This is a genomic window from Candidatus Enterococcus ikei (assembly GCF_017316105.1).
In the GTDB taxonomy this organism is placed as follows: domain Bacteria; phylum Bacillota; class Bacilli; order Lactobacillales; family Enterococcaceae; genus Enterococcus_L; species Enterococcus_L ikei.
In genome coordinates this window covers 173,456-191,001 of record NZ_JAFLWD010000009.1, presented here as the reverse complement: position 1 = coordinate 191,001, position 17,546 = coordinate 173,456, and the positions used below count along the sequence as shown (strand labels likewise).

Genomic DNA, 17,546 nt, shown 5'->3' with positions numbered 1-17,546 from the left:
TATTCCTCTCCGTTTTTTATCCAGGTAATGAATCTACCTAGTTAGAACACCGAAATTTTTTATATTTTTTCAACTTTTATTACTGAATTTCCAGCTACTTGAGGTGGAATCGACATAGTCATTGCAGGTAATCCAACCAAAGTAAATTGAATTTTATCTCCTGTTTTCAAATCTGCCTCAGTGATTCCATCCGCCAATTGTTCATTTGAAACATTCAAAATAACACCATCATTTTTCATCATTCCAACTATTTCCTCAGGATCTTCAACAGCTTCAACTTGGTTCAAAACCAAACGAGTTGATTGATCAACTGTCTCATTTTTTTTAGCATCTTCAGCTAAAATTGCTGTAAAAATCGATGTTTCTTTTTGCTTATTTTCATTGTTTGAGGTCGTTTCATTGGTTTGATCTTTTTTGCTACTCATTGACGTTTCCGCACTTCCTTTTGATGACTCTTTTTTATTTTCTGTACAGGCTCCTAAAGAAATGACTGTAAAAATCGTTAATAGCGTTATCACAACTTTTTTCATAAATATGCCCTCCTCCAATTCTTACACTTTATTATAAGTTATATAAACAAACCTCGTCCAATTATACTATTGCAACGTTGATCGTATGGATAATTTAAAAAACTGCCTAGTATTTAGACAGCTTAACCATTTCTTCGATCATTTCCAGACATAGTGATTTCTTTTGCTAAATAGCGAATACGTTCCATAATTCGGCGAGCTTTTAGTGGTTCTTGTTCCCCTCGTTGAGTCACAGATAAATGCTTCTCTAACTCTTTCATGTCAAGATTTGATGAAAAGAACGTCACCAGTTGTTCTTGCATACGATATTGTAAAATCACACTTAACACATCATCACGAATCCATGAGGTCATCGACTCAGCACCTAAATCATCAATCATCAACACTGGCGATTTTTTAACAGCATCTAGCTTTTCACCAACTAAATCTTTAGCAATAGCCTGCTTCATTTCGACGGTGAAAGTCGGAAAATGAACAATTGTTGTCACAAATCCGCGTTCTGCTAAGTTATTAGCAATAGCTCCCAACAAGAAAGATTTACCAACGCCAAAGGTTCCTTTCAGATAAAGACCTTTATGGAATTCTTTCGGTTTTTGAGAGTATTCTTTAATAAATTTCATTGCACTAGCAAACGCCTCTTCACGTCCATCAGAGCTTAAGTCAAATTTATTTAAACGAGCTTCACGTACATCTTTTGGCATGTCCATTGCTTTAACACGTTTACGAATTTCATCCTCACGCTGTTTAGCGATCAAAGCTTCAGTCGGAACATAGGTGACATCAATATAATGGAAGTTTAAAGCTAATTTTGGTTCATAACCAGGTGCGATCATGTTTGGATCATTCAATTGATATTTTCTTTTTTCTTGAACAAATTCATATAATTTTGAATAGCTTTTTCGGATGTCTTCATCGGTTAATCGATCACGATTATCTTCAATAAATTTTTGAACATCTGTATCTTTCATAACAACTTCAACTAGTTCATTATATCGCTCGTTCATATCTCTTTTTTGAATGATTTTTGACATTTCTTTTCCTACATCTTCCATTATTAATCACCTTCTTCATTTAATAATTCCTGAAGTTCTCTTTCCAATTCAGCCTGTCTTTCTGGCGAAAGTTTCTTTTCTTCAATCGGATTATTCACCCAATCCGGCAACGTCTCTTGGCGAATCGGACGATTATTTTGACCGTAACGTTGTCTTGTTCGACTCTGTTCTTTACTTTTTTTGGCAATTTCTCGTACATGCTCAATTGCTTTTTCTGGCGAAAAAATGCCGTTTTGCGCCCATTCATTGGCTATTCGATTCACATAATCGGCCTTTAGCGTTGGTTGTTTTTGAATATTATACACATAATTAACCAAAACATTGATTACGCTGTTTGGCAATCCTGACTTACTGACTAAGTATTTAACTAAAGAACGCTCCTGCGGTGTCGTATAACCGCCTCGTTCATTTTTCAACGCTTCTAAATAATTTAACGGAAAATTTTTCTCACTATCCATAATCATTTGGATATCTTGGATCGAAAAACCATTCATTTTTAATGAATTATAGCGATAGGTTTGCTGATCCTCAGAAGATAGCTCCACTTCATTATTTTGTTGAACGTCACTTTGCTTTTGTTTTTTATTAGGATCGTAGGTTCTATAGACTGTCCGCTCAAAGTCTTTGACATCGATCTTGCTCGTATAATAATCAAAAGACTTTGAGCAAAAATCAATCATATCCAGCTCAGTAATTCCAAATAAATTATGAAAAACAAATACTTCTTCTTTAAATCCATCACTATTATCTGGAAGTTTGATTCCCAACTTCTCTATGCCTTGAACAAAGTACGACCAATCGAAACTTTCATTGACTGCACTTAATTTTTGCGCAGGTCTTGGTTCTTGGAAAGCTTGCTCCATTTGGCTTAACTGTTTACTTTGAGAAACAACTTGCTCTTCTTTGAATAAATAAGCATCTTTAAATCCAACTGAAACTTCTTCAAAACCTGTTAAATTCAAAATTTTTGGTTTAAAATGATCGAATAATTTATCTAGCTTCCTTTGACCGACACTATTCAGTAGTGTCAATGACAATACTTCATCTTTAAAAAAACGTTCAGCTGTTTCAGGATGATTCAATCGATATAAGAAATGCACACCTAGCTCAGAATCGTTTTTTGCAAAGGTAGATAATAAACCAATACCCTCTAATTTCTTTCGCGCTGCTTCAATTTGTTTCGTACTCATATCCATCATCGTAATCAAATCAGCGTGAAAAAGTGACTCACTAACGCCAGTTCCTTCAACTTCTGATAAAAGTGTTAAATACAGACTAAACGCTTGTGCACCAATAATTGGCTGATATAAAAGGGTCAAAATCGTTTGTTCTTGATCCGATAAGGGGTAAGCAATTGCTGCTTGAAAAATACTTTTAGGATGGACTTCTCTCCAATTGTCTTTCAAGAAAAGACCTCCTTATTCATTGGTTGTATCATTGTTTGGAGATTTTGCTTTATCTACGATTCCTTGAAGTTCTTTTAGGAACACACTCATATCTTTAAATTGACGATAGACACTAGCAAATCGAATATAAGCAATTTCATCCAAATTAACTAAATCTTCCATCACGTATTCTCCAACTAAGGTTGTCGAAACTTCATTTTCACCTAGACTACGGACACGATTTTCAACATTATCGACGATTTGTTCCATCTGTTCCATAGAAACTGGACGTTTCTCAGCAGAGCGGATCAATCCGCGTAAAACTTTCTCTCTATTAAATTCTTCTCGGTCACCATTTTTCTTGATAACAAGCAAAGGTGCCGCTTCGATCCGTTCAAAAGTAGTAAAACGGTAATTGCAATTTTCACATTCTCTCCGACGACGAATCGCGCGACCATCATCCGCTTGACGGCTATCGATTACCCGAGAATTATTATGATGACATCTTGGACAACGCATAGTGTTCACCTCGTTTTATCTTGTAATATCTATTTTTTTAGTTTACTACCTATTATTATAACATGAAATGCCTAAGAAACCATCCATCTGAGATGACTTCCTAAAGAATTTATTTAGCATTTAATTTGATAAACTAGACTAGTTAGAAACATATAAATAATAAAAAGAAGAAAGATACTAACGCACCTTCCCTCTTTTACTTTTAACGAGTTGACCACCCTGTTTTAAAGATCGTCAACAAGGAATAGAATCGAATTCCTAATAATAAAACCGAATAAACAAATGAATAGACAAATGTAATTAAATAATTTTTTAAACTTCTCTTCGTATAAAAAATGTTTGATAAATACCCTACTAAGATAAAATAGATCACCGCTACAGAAGTTACTTCAACACCTAGACCAAGCTTGTGTTGCCAAAGTAACGTGATAGTCACTATAAAATTATATAACCACAAATACGTTTCTAGTACTTGCCAAACCATGGAAAGCGGTCGGATAAAGCAGTATCTAAACGAAAATAAGGTCATGATCAATGCTGATTTTGTCCAACGTACTTGCTGTTTAAAAAACTTTCTTAGTGTATTCGGCACATCTGTATAACAAACGGCCGTTGATTGATACACCGTTTTATACCGTCGTTCTAAGGAAATGTCCGTTAATAAACGATCATCTCCTGCAGAACACGGAATTCCCAAAAAGGTTTCCTTTCTAAAGGTTCTCATATTTCGTTTTACAAAATTAGCGCGATGCATGCTTAAAGCTCCTGAGCAAACAATTACATTTCCTGTTTTAGATTGTGACGCGCGACCAATTTGAAATGAATTGGAATATATGATGTCTTGTAATCTAGTCCAAAAACTATCCGTTAAATTTCGAACTTCGATTTTCCCAACAACAGATCCAACTTTTGCATTGCTAAATGGTCGAATCATTTCCTCTAATGTATTTTCAGTAATCTCTCCATCTGAATCAACTAAAAGAAATAAATCACCTGTGGCTTGTATAAAACCAACTTCCTGTGCTTTCTTTTTCCCACTGTTTTTGTCTAAACGTAAGCTAGTCAATTTCACATTTTTATTGGCAAAATGAACACCATCCAGTTCATCTATTTTCAGATTTTTAACAGCTAAATAGGCTTCTTCACTATCGCTACCATCATCAATAAAGATAATTTCGTGAATTGGATATGTTTGTTTCAACAAGGTCATAACTGCCTTTACAACAGATTGTTCATCTTCATTAAAACTAGGAATAATAACTGAAACTTTAAAATTCTTCACCTGTCTTATACTAGGAGTATACATTAACGCTAAACTTAATTTTGTCACTAAATAAACAAAATTAACAGAATACAAAACCATTACTAACTGATAGTTACTGTTAGATGTGTTTATTCTCAGTAAATAAATTAAATAGAGGAAAAACAAAAACAACACGATGTAAATTAGCTTTTCTCCATAAATTTTTAATCTAATCATCTTTATACCAAAGTCAAATCGTAAAACAATTGACTATTTTCGACAAGTTCCGCCTTATTCTTCTCGTAAATATTATGCCCAACTGCATAAATGACTAAATCAAAATCTTTCAACTGACAATAATCCCCTTCTAAACTCATTACACTATTTTCGTTTAAAGTAACATTTGAGACAATTACATCATCAAAGGACACAATATTTGTATTCAATTCTTCTAATTTTTTTATCAAAGAAATAACTGAAGACATTCTAGTGTCTGCAACGTTTTTCTTATACGTTATCCCTAAAATCGCAATGTTCATTTCATCTAGGCTTTTATCACTCTTTTTTTCGGCATAAGCAATAATTTTATTTAAATAATAATCTAGCATTGAATCATTGATTTTACCTGCTGTTTGAATCAAAGGTGTCTCTATTCCTCGGGATTCCATCAGCCAGGTTAAGTAGTAAGGATCAACTGGAATGCAGTGACCACCAATACCAAGATTAGGCGTGAATTTCATAAAGCCAAAAGGTTTCGTATCGGCTGCTTTTAGCACTTCACTCACTTCAATAGATAGATTATCCGAAATTTTTTGCAGTTCATCCGCTAACGCAATATTGACTAAGCGAAATGTATTTTCGTATATTTTAGCTAATTCCGCCGTTTTCAAGTTAGATGCAGGATAGACATGAGAACCAAAAAATTCACAGGCTTTTATTAAACAATTCTCTGAAAATCCTCCAACGATTCTTGGAATTTTTGCACTGAAAGATTGCTCATTACCTGGATCAATCCTTTCTGGTGAATAAGCGATATATAAATCGCTCCCAACCTGATAACCTAGTTTTGAAAAGACCTCAACAAGATACTCCTCTGTCGTTCCAGGATAAGTAGTACTTTCCAGCACGACCAATGATCCTTTTTTTACTTTTTCTTTGATTAAATCAACAGCAGCTTTAATGTAACCTAAATTTGGCACTTTGTTTTTATCGATTGGCGTTGGCACATCGATAATGTATACATCTTTTCCTTTAATCATTTGCTCATCTGACGTAAATGAAACGCCATTTTTCAATAATTCTTCAATTGTTTTATCTTCCACAGTATCAATGTAACTAATTCCTTGATTTAATAGATTGATTTTCTTTTCATCAATATCAAATCCAACAACTTTGTGACCATTCTCCATATGATTAATCACACTTGGTAAGCCAACATAACCTAAACCAATTACAACAACATTTTTTCCCATTTCCATCGCCATCTTTCGTTATCCTTTGTGACCAAAAGATAACATAAAGACACGTCTCTGTCTATGTATCTATAAAAAATATTGTTATTTTAAAATAAATATATAAATAAAAAATGATATAAAAACAGAAAATTAAAACAGCCGAAATAAACAAAAAAGGCGAAGATATGTTCTACATCTCACCTTATATATACTATTAAATTTTAATCACTAAAATTATAACGAAACAAACATAAATAATCTTAGTTATTTATATAAAAAATATTTTCAAAAACCCATTTTTTCACTATTTTCTCTGTTTCTTGGAAGTTCCCCTGGTTATCAAACACAATGTCTGCTAATTTTTTCTTTTCCTCAATTGACATTTGACTTTCAATTCGATCCAAAGCTGCTTTTTCGTCCAGATTATCACGTTTCATTAAACGAAGTAACTGGACTTTTTCTGGAATATAAACAACTGCTACTTGATCAACGAATTTGTCATAACCACCTTCATAAAGTAACGGTATGTCCACTATCACTAAAGATGCCTTATCTTTTTTATCTTCAATTTCTTTTAAAATCGCTTTTTTTATAAATGGAGATAGTGTTTTATTGAGTAATTGTCTCTTCTCTTCGTTTGAGAAAATGAGTTGTCCTAATTGTTTTCTATTCAACGAACCATCCACATTTAAAATATCTGACCCAAAAGCTGAAATGAGTTCGGCCAAGCCTGGAGTGCCAGGTTCAACGACTTCTCTAGCAATGATATCTGCATCGACAATTGGAAATCCTAAACTTTTAAATACAGCGACAACAGTACTTTTCCCTGTAGCAATCCCTCCGGTTAAACCTAATACCATTCCCATGAATCAATTCCTCGCTTTCAAGGTTTGACACTTAGGACAAAAATGAGTACCACGCTGAGCCACCTTGATTTTCTTAATCGATGTAGCACATCTAGGACAAGGTTTTTCTGTTTGCCCATAGACATTTAGCGAAATTTGGAAAGTTCCCGCCTCTCCTAAAGCATTTAGATAACTACGAATCGTTGTTCCGCCTGCTTCAACGGCTCGTCCTAAGACGTCAATAATGGCATAATATAGTGCTTCGACTTCCTTAGGTTTTAAAGTATCAGCTGGCTGTTCTGGATGAATTTTCGCTTCCCATAACGCTTCATCTACATAAATATTACCTAGACCTGTTACTAAACGTTGATCTAATAACAACGGTTTGATCGCTTTATGATGCTTTTTTAGTCCGTTACGAAATTCAGGTAATTTAAATTCAGAAGGAAGTGGTTCTGGTCCTAATGCTAAAATCCCTTTATAATTTTGCCCTTGATCTTTTTCTACTAAAACCATCCGACCAAACTTACGAACATCTAGATAGCGCAGTTCACTCCCGTCAGTAAACGTAAAAATGACATGTGTATGTTTAGTTCTCTCATCTTCTGGATCATGTATTTCATACTTGCCTTCCATTCTTAAATGGGAAATCATATCATAATCAGTCAATTTAAAAATCAAAAATTTTCCACGTCGTTCCATTTTTTTTATGGTTTGACCAACTAACTGTAGAGCAAAAATTTCTGATTCTGGTGCTTCAATGATTCTAGGCCATAAGACCTCAACTTCTTCGATTGTTTTCCCGACAACTAATTTTTCTAAGCCTTTTCTGACTGTTTCTACTTCTGGTAATTCAGGCAACTTCCTCACTCCTTCGCTAAAAAAAGATTGCTTAAATGAGGTTGGGATATAACTCTACGAGTCACAGCCCAACCTCACTTTTTAAATCAGTCTCTTTCGAATATTTGTCTAACTATTTTGCTTCATACCAAGTTTTGCCCCAACTACTATCAGTAATCAATGGCACATGTAAAGCAACAGCATTTTCCATAACATCTTTAACTAACGCATTCAGTTTATCTAATTCCGATTCTGGCGCTTCAAAAACAAGCTCATCATGAACTTGAAGCAACATTGTCGCCTGCATATTCTCTTCTTTCAAGCGTTGAGCCATATTGATCATCGCAATTTTCAAAATATCTGCAGCACTTCCTTGAATCGGCGTATTAATCGCCGTCCGCTCTGCAAATGATCGTAAATTGAAATTGCGTGAATTGATATCTGGTAAGTAACGACGGCGATTATAAAGCGTTTCAACAAAGCCTTTGTCCTTCGCATCACGTACGATATCTTCCATATATTTTTTAACACCTGGATATTTTTCAAAGTAAGTATCAATATATTCTTGAGCCTGTTTTCTCGTGATTCCAAGGTTCTGAGACAAACCATAATCGCTGATTCCATAAACAATCCCAAAGTTTACAGCTTTTGCTTGACGACGCATATTAGGTGTAACATCTTCTGGTTTTTCAATACCAAATACACGCATGGCTGTACTTGAGTGAATATCCTGTCCTTCAATAAAAGCTTCTTTTAAATGCTGATCATCTGAAATGTGAGCAAGTACACGCAATTCAATTTGAGAATAATCTGATGAAAAAATTAGCCAATTCTTTTCTCTAGGAACAAATGCTTGTCGGATTTTCCGTCCTTCATCTAAGCGGATTGGAATATTTTGCAAGTTAGGATCAATAGAGCTTAACCGACCAGTTTGTGTTAACGTTTGAACATAGCGCGTATGGATTTTATCATCTGGCTGAATGACTTTTAATAAGCCTTCAACATAGGTTGATTGAATCTTGGCGATTTGACGGTACACTAAAATATCTTCCACAATCGGTGCTTGTTCTTTCAATTGCTCTAATACATCTACTGCCGTTGAGTAACCTGTCTTCGTTTTTTTAACGACAGGCAAGCCCATTTTCTCAAATAAAATCACACCTAATTGTTTTGGCGAATTTAAATTAAACTCTTCTCCAGCTTCCGCATAGATTTTTTGTTCAATGTCACGCAGACGATCTGAAAATTCGATGCGCATTTCTTTCAAGCGATTGGCATCTACACGAATTCCAGTAATTTCCATATCTCCTAAGATTTTAGAAAGAGGCAGTTCCATTTTATAAAATAGATCAGCTTGGTTCTTTTCAGCTAATTCTGTATCTAATTTTTCAGAAAGAAAATGAATTGCATTGATTTTCCGAGCCAAGTGACTGAAAAATGCTTCATCATCTTCTGGCAATCCTTTTTTGGCCCCTTTACCATAAACAGTCTCATCAGAGTGGATATCTGTGTAGCCATAATGTTGTGCTACGCCTTCAATATCTGCATTATTATCATTGGTATCTAATAAGTATGCTGCTAATAATACATCGAAAGTGATTCCTTGGGTTTTCCCAACATAACGATTAAGCGAGACGTAAGTACGTTTGGCGTCATAAACAGTTTTCTTATATTTATCTGACATCAACCAGTCAATAAAAGGTTGGCTTTCAAACAGTTCCAAACTATTGGTCGCATATATTTTTTTCTTTGTTCCCCATGCAACGCCTACAATCGGAGCTGTATGGTAATTGTCTTCCAACATTTCAACGTACAAGGCCATATCATCCGTAAACATTTCCTTCGTGAATGTATCTACTACATCAAAATGAACATCATCTAGCTTAACTGTCTCTTCTTCAACATTTAATTTGCTCAGCATTTGCTTGAATTCCATTTCTTTATAGAAAGGGATCAATTTTTCTAAGTCTTTTCCTTCATATTTTAGTTCATCGATATTGATTTCAACTGGAGAATCAACATTGATCGTTGCTAAACGCTTAGACATAAACGCTTGTTCTTTATCGTTGATCAGATTCTCTTTCATTTTGCTTTGCTTCATTTTGTCGATGTTTTCATAAACACCTTCAACAGAACCGTATTCTTTCAACAACTTAATGGCAGTCTTTTCGCCAATTTTAGTTACACCTGGAATATTATCTGACGTATCTCCAGCTAGACCTTTCATATCAATGATTTGATTTGGTGTTAATCCATCGTATTTTTCAGCGACATGTTCTGGGGTATATGATTCTAGATCACTAACACCTTTGATCGTAATATCGACTTTTACTGACTCAGTTGCTAATTGTGTTAAATCTCGGTCTCCAGACAACACAACAACATCAAATTGGTCTTTAGGAACTTTAGTCGCAAGTGTCCCGATAATATCATCCGCTTCATAATTATCTAATTCATAGTACTTTACACCTAAACCAGTTAACAATTCACGAATATAAGGCATCTGTTCTTTGAATTCGCCAGGCGTTTTTGAACGCCCCGCTTTGTATTCTGGGTAAAATTCAGTTCTAAAGGTGGTCTTGCCAGCATCAAAAGCCACTAAAACATGGGTTGGATTTTCCTTTGTCATGATATTTTCAAACATATTGTTAAATGCATAAACTGCATTCGTATGTAACCCATTTTTATTTTTAAAGCGCTCTAAAGAATTGTGTAAAGCAAAAAACGCTCGGAATGCCACACTGTTCCCATCAACTAATAATAACTTATTTTTTGTCATTCTTTTTTCCCCTCATCTTCCGCAAACTGGTTTCCTATCCATTTTAACAAAAATCCGCAAACTTTGCAGTAGGAAGGAACTAAAGTTCGCAAAAATACGTTTTTAGCAAAAGGAAAACCCGCTCTGCACACTCAGAGCGGGTTCATTAGGAGTTCACACAAATGAAATTAATAGATTGTAGCTTTGTCTTTTTTCTATGTCTTTATATTACAATGGAATTGTGAATATTTTATGAATGAAAAATTTCTAAAATGTAACTTTTTTTAATCAAACATATTTAAGTTTTCAATTAGCCAAATGCAATTCTAGTGCAATTGATTAGTAAATCAAGGTAATATATTACCTGCCGCACGATAAATTTCATACCATTCTTCTCTACTCAAAACAATATCAGCTGCTTTAGAGATTTCTTTGATTCGATTGATATTCATTGTCCCAGCAATTACTTGCATATTTGCTGGATGTCTTAAAATCCATGCAGTCGCTAATCCTGTTGACGTGCAATTATGGCTCTCAGCTATTCTATCCAGAGTTTCATTTAATTCAGGGAATTTTTCGTTACCGATAAACACACCTTCAAAAAAACCATATTGATAAGGTGACCATGCTTGGATCGTCATTTCGTTCAAGCGTGAATAATCTAAAATGCTGCCATCATGATCAATGCTTGGTTCATCTGTCATATTCACATGGATACCTTGGTCAATCATTCCAGTATGTTTGATACCAAATTGCAATTGATTTGCTACTAGTGGTTGTTTGATTGTTTTTTTCAACAACTCGATTTGCATTGGCTTTTGATTACTAACGCCAAAATATTTCACTTTTCCTTGTGATTCCAGTTGATCAAAAGCTGCCGCTACTTCTTCTGGTTCAACTAATGTATCTGGTCGATGAAGCAAGAGCGCATCTACATAATCCACACCTAATCGTTTTAAACTTCCTTCAACAGATGATACGATATGCTCTTTTGAAAAATCAAACATTCCTTTGCGAATCCCACATTTTGTCTGGATAATAATGTCTTCTCTTTTGATCGATGTTTCTTTTAACGCGTTACCGAAGATTGTTTCACACTCACCACCGCCATAAATGTCTGCATGATCAAAAAAATCAATTCCGTGATCATAAGCTGTTTCAATAACTTCTGCAGGATTCTCAGCTCCATTCATTCTCATACATCCAAGAATAACAGATGCTGCTTGTAAATCACTTGTTCCAAATTGAATCTTCTTCAATAAAAAAACCTCCTAAAATTGTATTCACTATTTTATTCTAACACATTTAAATGAAAGGGCTTCATTATCTGATTCTTTTTAATATTTTCTCAATCTTGAAGAATATTTTGTCAGAAAAATTGGGCTCAATAAGCAGAACTGGTTGGGTATACTTTTGATCTAACGCTTGATGAACAACTGTAGTAATAATTATATCCGCATATAAAATGGATTTTGTTGTTCGAGCATAAACAACTGCAAGATTAAACTTCTTGTCGAAAAACTTGGCTATCCTTTCACCAAGCTCTCTTTCTTTTTCAAGTGAAAAGTCTGTCATTAAACAAATAAAGATTTTTTTCTCATTATACGTTGGTGAAATAAGCGTGCTTAAAATCATAAAGTAGCGATATAAAATAGCATCTTTCGGTATTCGTTGATAGCTCGCTCTTTCTTTGCTTAATACAGCTATACAATCATCGAGTTTGCCCATAAAATTTGGAAAATTATCTTGCAGAATTGTAACAGCTTGGTTTCGCTCAAATGAAAAATTTGAAATCAATTCATAGTACAAATGAAATCCTAAAAATGCTACAACGGTTTCTTTTGAATGACTGATTTTCTTCTCCCAAAACTCTTGCCTTAATTTAGTTGTCGTCACCAAGGTGCTCGTATAGGAAGTCGTTTTCTTTATAAAATGCTCCTCGATAAGATAGGCTTGCATACTTGAACCAAAATATGGCAAAAAACGTGCCTGAACAATTAAATAGAGATAGGATAATTCCTCTAAATTTATAGAGTCTTCATAGATTACAACAGTCTCAATAAACTTAGAAAAAATGGCACTATTTTTGATATATTGCGTCCACTCCATCTTTATCCTCATTCTTCTACCTCTTCGATATCGCCAAATCGCTATTTGTACCATTCTAAAAATGGACTCTTTTTGTAATTCATTAATTTGCATTTGAAAATAAAGAATTAGTTGATCTGTAAGTTGTTGGCCCGTCTCCTTTTCTTGCAATAAAAAGTCATTTTCCGTTCCTTGATACACAAACCAATAAAAATGTAGGATTAATTCGCGAATCTGCTCTTCCTCACCATCCAATTGATATGTTCCACGTGTTAGAGAAATATCGAATTTTTTTAAATATTCGTTGATCCTTTTTAATCGTCGTCTTAAACTAGATTCACTAATTAACAAGTTATCAGCCAGTTGTTTTGTCTCAAGTTTTCCTTCTTCAATAATTTTTTTCAGAAAAATAACTTCAGGTAAATCTCGTAAATATCGAACTAGAAAAAGTTCCAAATATAAATCGTTGGTCCTTTTTAAATAGAATTGATTGCTTGGTCGACTGCAAATCATTATTCGATCAGCTAACTGATAATCTTCAAACCGTTTTTGCAATTTTTTCATATACCTTAAAATCGTTTTTGGATTGATTCCTAATTCACTTGAAAGTTTCTTTAATGACATATTGTTGTCAGCTGATTTCAACAATTTAAAAAGTTCAAGCAATCGACTTGATTCAAAATCAAAAAGTTCTTTGTATTCCATGGTAACCTCCACTTTAAAAAATGAACACTCATTATATCAGTCAATTTTTAGCTTGTTACTTAAAAATAGATATAAAAAAAAGTAATGACTATGCATAAAAAAGATACGCCATATTCATTACTTTTCGTTTTTTTAATTGTGGATGCGTAATGTCATAGCATTGGCTGCAACGATTACAGTACTCAAAGACATCAAAATTGCTCCAAAAGCTGGATTTAGTAAAATTCCCCAAGGAGCTAAAATACCTGCTGCAAGAGGGATGGCAATGATATTGTAGCCCGCTCCCCACCAAAGATTTTGAATCATTTTGCGTCGTGTTTGTTTAGATAAATCTAGGAATCGTAAAATATCTTTTGGATCGCTATCCGTTAGAACCACATCCGCTGAATCAATAGCAACGTCTGTGCCAGCACCAATCGCAACACCGATTGTTGCTCTGACTAAACTAGGTGCATCATTGATTCCATCGCCAACCATCATAACTTTTTTGCTTTCAGCGATATAGGATTGAACGATATTTTCTTTATCTTCAGGTAATAACTCTCCATGAAATTCATCAATTCCTAAATAATGTGCGACTGATTCTGCCGCTACTTTATTATCACCCGTCAACATTACAGGAATGATTCCTTGGTTTTTTAAATCAATAATAAATTGTTTCGCTTCTGGCTTCACTATATCACCTAAAGCAATCATAGCAACTAGCTCATTATTAACGATTAAGTAACTCAAAGTGTTCCCTTGTTCTTGATATCTTTCTTTTATCGATGGATCAAATGAAAATTTTAAACGCGTCACTTCTTTCTCGTTGACGATCTTAACCGTTTCTCTATTGACTTTCCCGATGAGCCCGATACCTGAAATACTTTGTAGATTTTCTACTTTATATGGAGAAATATGTTTCTCTTTTAAATAATTCATAATACCAATTGCTAAAGGATGATTGGCATTGTTTTCCAAGGCACCAATAACTTTTAATGCTTCGTCTATCGTTTTGTTGGAGGTAAGCATTTCAATTCCTGTTACTGTAAATTTCCCTTCAGTCAGTGTCCCTGTTTTGTCCAGCATAACAAATTGAATATCATTCCCTTCTTCCAAGGCATTACGATTTTTCAGTAATAAGCCATGCTTGGCCGCAATTGAAGTAGAACGAGCGACGACTAAAGGAATTGCCAAACCCAATGCATGAGGACAAGCAATAATAAAGACTGTGACCATTCGTTCAAATGCACTACTCAAGTCTTTTGTTATGATCAACCAAACAATAAAGGCTAATAGTCCTGCACCAAGCGCCACATAAAATAACCATTTCGCAACTCGATCAGACATTGATTCCAATGATGATTTTTCAGACTGCGCTTTTTTCACCATGTCCATGACTTTTGATAGATAGCCAGTTTCTCCCGTACCGGTCACTGTTATTTCAATCGTTCCGCTGCCATTGACCGAACCGCCAATCACTTTATCATTCTCATTTTTAGTAATCGCTTTTGATTCACCTGTAACCATCGATTCATCCACTGAAGTTGTCCCTTTAAGAATCACACCATCAGCAGGAATCTTATCTCCTGCACGAACGATTAAATGATCCTCTTTTTTCACTTGTTGTAAAGCTACCTCTTCTTCACTACCATCTTTGCTCAATCTTTTGACTTTATCGGGTAAAAGCTCAGCCATTTTTTGCAAAGCATCACTTGCATTCGAGATGGCATTCATTTCAATCCAATGTCCTAACAACATAATAACGATCAACGTTGCCAGCTCCCAGAAAAAATCCATCACATGATTTTCTGGCATCAATTTATTCATGATAAATGCATATAAACTGTAAAAAAATGAGACTGAAATACCCAACGCAATCAAGGTCATCATCGCTGGTTGTTTTTTAGCAAGCTCAGTCTTAGCTCCTTTTAAAAAAGGATCTCCACCATAAAAGAATAAAATAGAAGCTAAAATCAATACCAGCCAATCCGAGCCTGGAAAAGTAAATTGAAATGGCAAATCAACACCCATCATAGGTGAAAGAAAAATAATTGGTACCGCTAAAAAAAGAGAAAGCCAAAATTTTTGTTTAAAATTCCCCATATGCATGGAATGATCCATACCAGACATTTGTTTGTGATCATGACCAGCCATTTGATCATGATCATTATTACCTGCTTTGAGTGATGGATATTCTGGCTTATCTTCATCATTATTCATTCTAATTCCTTCTTTCTTTATTTAGTATTCTTTTGTCTACTAATTATTTTTGAACGATCCATACATAAGAAATGACTACCACATCAAAAGCATAGCACAACCTATCTTTAGGCAAAAATAAAATCTCTTTTTTCACATATACAAATAATTTATGCGTATCTTAATAACAAGAAGCTACTTCAATGCCATGTGTAACTTTTTAATACCCAAAACACATACGCTTTTTTTTCTTTGATTTTTTTATACCTTCTAATACAAGAGTCTTTCAAATATCTACGCATATTTTTCTCAGATTCTTGTTTTATTTCAACATACATTTGTTTAATTGCTTTACGGTTTGCTTTATATTTTTTTCGATTACCACCTGTAAATCCATAAAAAATGTCAATACCTTCGGACTTTTTAGTCACAGGTGAATGGAGAAACAATTCATTTTGAGCTTTTTTTAATTTTTTCAGCATGTCTTCCGTAATATCTTTATCAAAATTTTGTTTGATAATTATTTTACAAAGGCGTGTGTATTCAATTTTAGCAATATGATTATAGACGTGACTAGCATAATCCAACCCCTTATATAAGATATTTGCACTAAACGACATGTTTACTAATAATTTGTACTGCTGAACACAGCTCTCCTCATTTTTTTGTTTGTTTTCATGGTTAGGAATCTGTTTGTTCAACTTTTCTAAAAATTGATATAAAACCTGGTTTTTTTGCTCCTCAACTCTAGCTATTTTTTTCATCTGATGCACTCCTTTTTGATAATGGATATTTTTCGGTATTTTCTATTTACAACAACAACCACTAAGAAAACCAAATTATACTTAACTTATAAGTCAATATATATTAAAAATATAAAAGTGGAAATCAAACGCATGATTATTGTCCCAAAACAACCTGTATTCTTATTTCCAAAGAAAAAAACCAAACAATTGAATATATTTCGGTATAAAAACTATATCATTCAAAAGAAGATAATACAAGAATAAAATGAAAAAAAAACGGTACACGTTTTACTGGAAAAGTGATATAGTAGAAGAAAGAGTTTTTAGGAGGTAATATTTTGGAAATAGATTTAATCTCAGCTGGAAAAAGAATTAAAGAAATCCGGCAGCAGCACAAATATTCAATGGCACTTTTTTCAAAACTAGTTGGCAATTCCAGTGCCAGTACAGTAAATAATTGGGAAAAAGGAAATAATCTGCCCAAACCAGACCGCTTAGAAAAACTCGCTATTCTCGGCAATACAACTGCTGATTGGATTCGTTATGGAGAATTTGAAGAATATGTTGCACGCTTATTATCTGAGGCAAACTTAAGAAAAAACCTTACTGATGATCAGTTTCAACAATTACTTCAAGAGTTAAAAAAACGTAAATTCACTTACACTCAAGATTTAAACATCTTAACTACAGCAAACGAGTTATTTCCTGATTTATTTGAAACAAGTTATCAAATGGCACTATCTAGCGAAAATAACGTGCTTATTTCCGAAGACTCAACAACTTACAGAATCGAACAAAATGACCGTTACAGAACTGATTTTCTCCCTATGATCGAAGAATTATTATATGATTCCAATGAAAAGGAAACTCATGCTACTGTGTTATTTCAAACATTTGATTTACTAAAACGTACCGAAAAAAACAAACATTTTCCATCGCTTCCACCAATTTTTGCAATACTTTCAGAAATCGTAACGAACGATATTTCGTATAAAAATAGAGCCACTTCAAAAATAGTCGAATACACTGATTTGATTAAACAACCTAATAAAGGAAAACCGTTACCGGAAAAAGTTGTAAAGGAACAATATGCCCAAGCTAAAAATAACTTGGTTCGTTTACTAGATGACTTTTATTCAGAATATAATAAAGAGTAACAATTTTTTGGTATAAAAATTTTTCTAGTCATTATTACAAATA

General features: G+C 34.0%; 14 protein-coding genes. 1 reads left to right on the top strand and 13 read right to left on the bottom strand.

Annotated elements, in window-relative coordinates:
* Nucleotides 1-59 precede the first annotated feature (59 nt).
* The 13 genes from JZO69_RS04920 to JZO69_RS04860 form a co-directional block, all read right to left on the bottom strand.
* Nucleotides 60-530, bottom strand: coding sequence for a hypothetical protein (locus JZO69_RS04920; protein ID WP_207111772.1), 471 nt, complete (start codon nucleotides 528-530; stop codon nucleotides 60-62).
* A 122-nt stretch (nucleotides 531-652) separates the two neighbouring features.
* Nucleotides 653-1,582 carry a primosomal protein DnaI gene (gene dnaI / locus JZO69_RS04915; protein ID WP_207111771.1) on the bottom strand — a complete coding sequence of 310 codons (930 nt, stop codon included), beginning with the start codon at nucleotides 1,580-1,582 and terminating at the stop codon, nucleotides 653-655.
* Between the two features lie 2 nt (nucleotides 1,583-1,584).
* Complete coding sequence (locus JZO69_RS04910) at nucleotides 1,585-2,988, bottom strand: replication initiation and membrane attachment family protein (protein WP_207111770.1); 1,404 nt, start codon at nucleotides 2,986-2,988, stop codon at nucleotides 1,585-1,587.
* 12 nt (nucleotides 2,989-3,000) lie between these two features.
* Entirely contained in the window at nucleotides 3,001-3,486 is a 486-nt protein-coding gene (nrdR, locus tag JZO69_RS04905; RefSeq protein WP_207111769.1) for a transcriptional regulator NrdR, read from the bottom strand.
* Nucleotides 3,487-3,688: 202 nt separating this feature from the next.
* Nucleotides 3,689-4,849 carry a glycosyltransferase gene (locus JZO69_RS04900; protein ID WP_207111857.1) on the bottom strand — a complete coding sequence of 387 codons (1,161 nt, stop codon included), beginning with the start codon at nucleotides 4,847-4,849 and terminating at the stop codon, nucleotides 3,689-3,691.
* A 119-nt stretch (nucleotides 4,850-4,968) separates the two neighbouring features.
* A complete protein-coding gene (locus JZO69_RS04895; RefSeq protein WP_242586548.1) occupies nucleotides 4,969-6,213 on the bottom strand; it encodes a nucleotide sugar dehydrogenase in 1,245 nt (414 codons plus the stop codon).
* Nucleotides 6,214-6,443: 230 nt separating this feature from the next.
* Entirely contained in the window at nucleotides 6,444-7,049 is a 606-nt protein-coding gene (gene coaE, locus JZO69_RS04890; RefSeq protein WP_207111768.1) for a dephospho-CoA kinase, read from the bottom strand.
* 3 nt (nucleotides 7,050-7,052) lie between these two features.
* Nucleotides 7,053-7,889 (bottom strand): DNA-formamidopyrimidine glycosylase, encoded by an 837-nt coding sequence (gene mutM, locus JZO69_RS04885; RefSeq protein ID WP_207111767.1) that lies wholly within the window; start codon nucleotides 7,887-7,889, stop codon nucleotides 7,053-7,055.
* Nucleotides 7,890-8,001: 112 nt separating this feature from the next.
* Nucleotides 8,002-10,647: a DNA polymerase I gene (polA, locus tag JZO69_RS04880; protein WP_207111766.1), complete on the bottom strand. Its 2,646-nt coding sequence runs from the start codon at nucleotides 10,645-10,647 to the stop codon at nucleotides 8,002-8,004.
* Nucleotides 10,648-10,973: 326 nt separating this feature from the next.
* Nucleotides 10,974-11,885 (bottom strand): aldo/keto reductase, encoded by a 912-nt coding sequence (locus JZO69_RS04875; protein WP_207111765.1) that lies wholly within the window; start codon nucleotides 11,883-11,885, stop codon nucleotides 10,974-10,976.
* Between the two features lie 64 nt (nucleotides 11,886-11,949).
* A complete protein-coding gene (locus tag JZO69_RS04870) occupies nucleotides 11,950-13,419 on the bottom strand; it encodes an AcpB/EbpR/MafR family transcriptional regulator (RefSeq protein ID WP_207111764.1) in 1,470 nt (489 codons plus the stop codon).
* 132 nt (nucleotides 13,420-13,551) lie between these two features.
* Complete coding sequence (locus tag JZO69_RS04865; RefSeq protein WP_207111763.1) at nucleotides 13,552-15,621, bottom strand: heavy metal translocating P-type ATPase; 2,070 nt, start codon at nucleotides 15,619-15,621, stop codon at nucleotides 13,552-13,554.
* Nucleotides 15,622-15,800: 179 nt separating this feature from the next.
* Nucleotides 15,801-16,364: a hypothetical protein gene (locus JZO69_RS04860; protein ID WP_207111762.1), complete on the bottom strand. Its 564-nt coding sequence runs from the start codon at nucleotides 16,362-16,364 to the stop codon at nucleotides 15,801-15,803.
* Between the two features lie 320 nt (nucleotides 16,365-16,684).
* On the opposite strand from JZO69_RS04860, the gene JZO69_RS04855 reads away from it, so the two are divergent.
* On the top strand, nucleotides 16,685-17,503 hold the full coding sequence (locus JZO69_RS04855; protein WP_207111761.1) for a helix-turn-helix domain-containing protein: 819 nt from the start codon (nucleotides 16,685-16,687) through the stop codon (nucleotides 17,501-17,503).
* Nucleotides 17,504-17,546 lie beyond the last annotated feature (43 nt).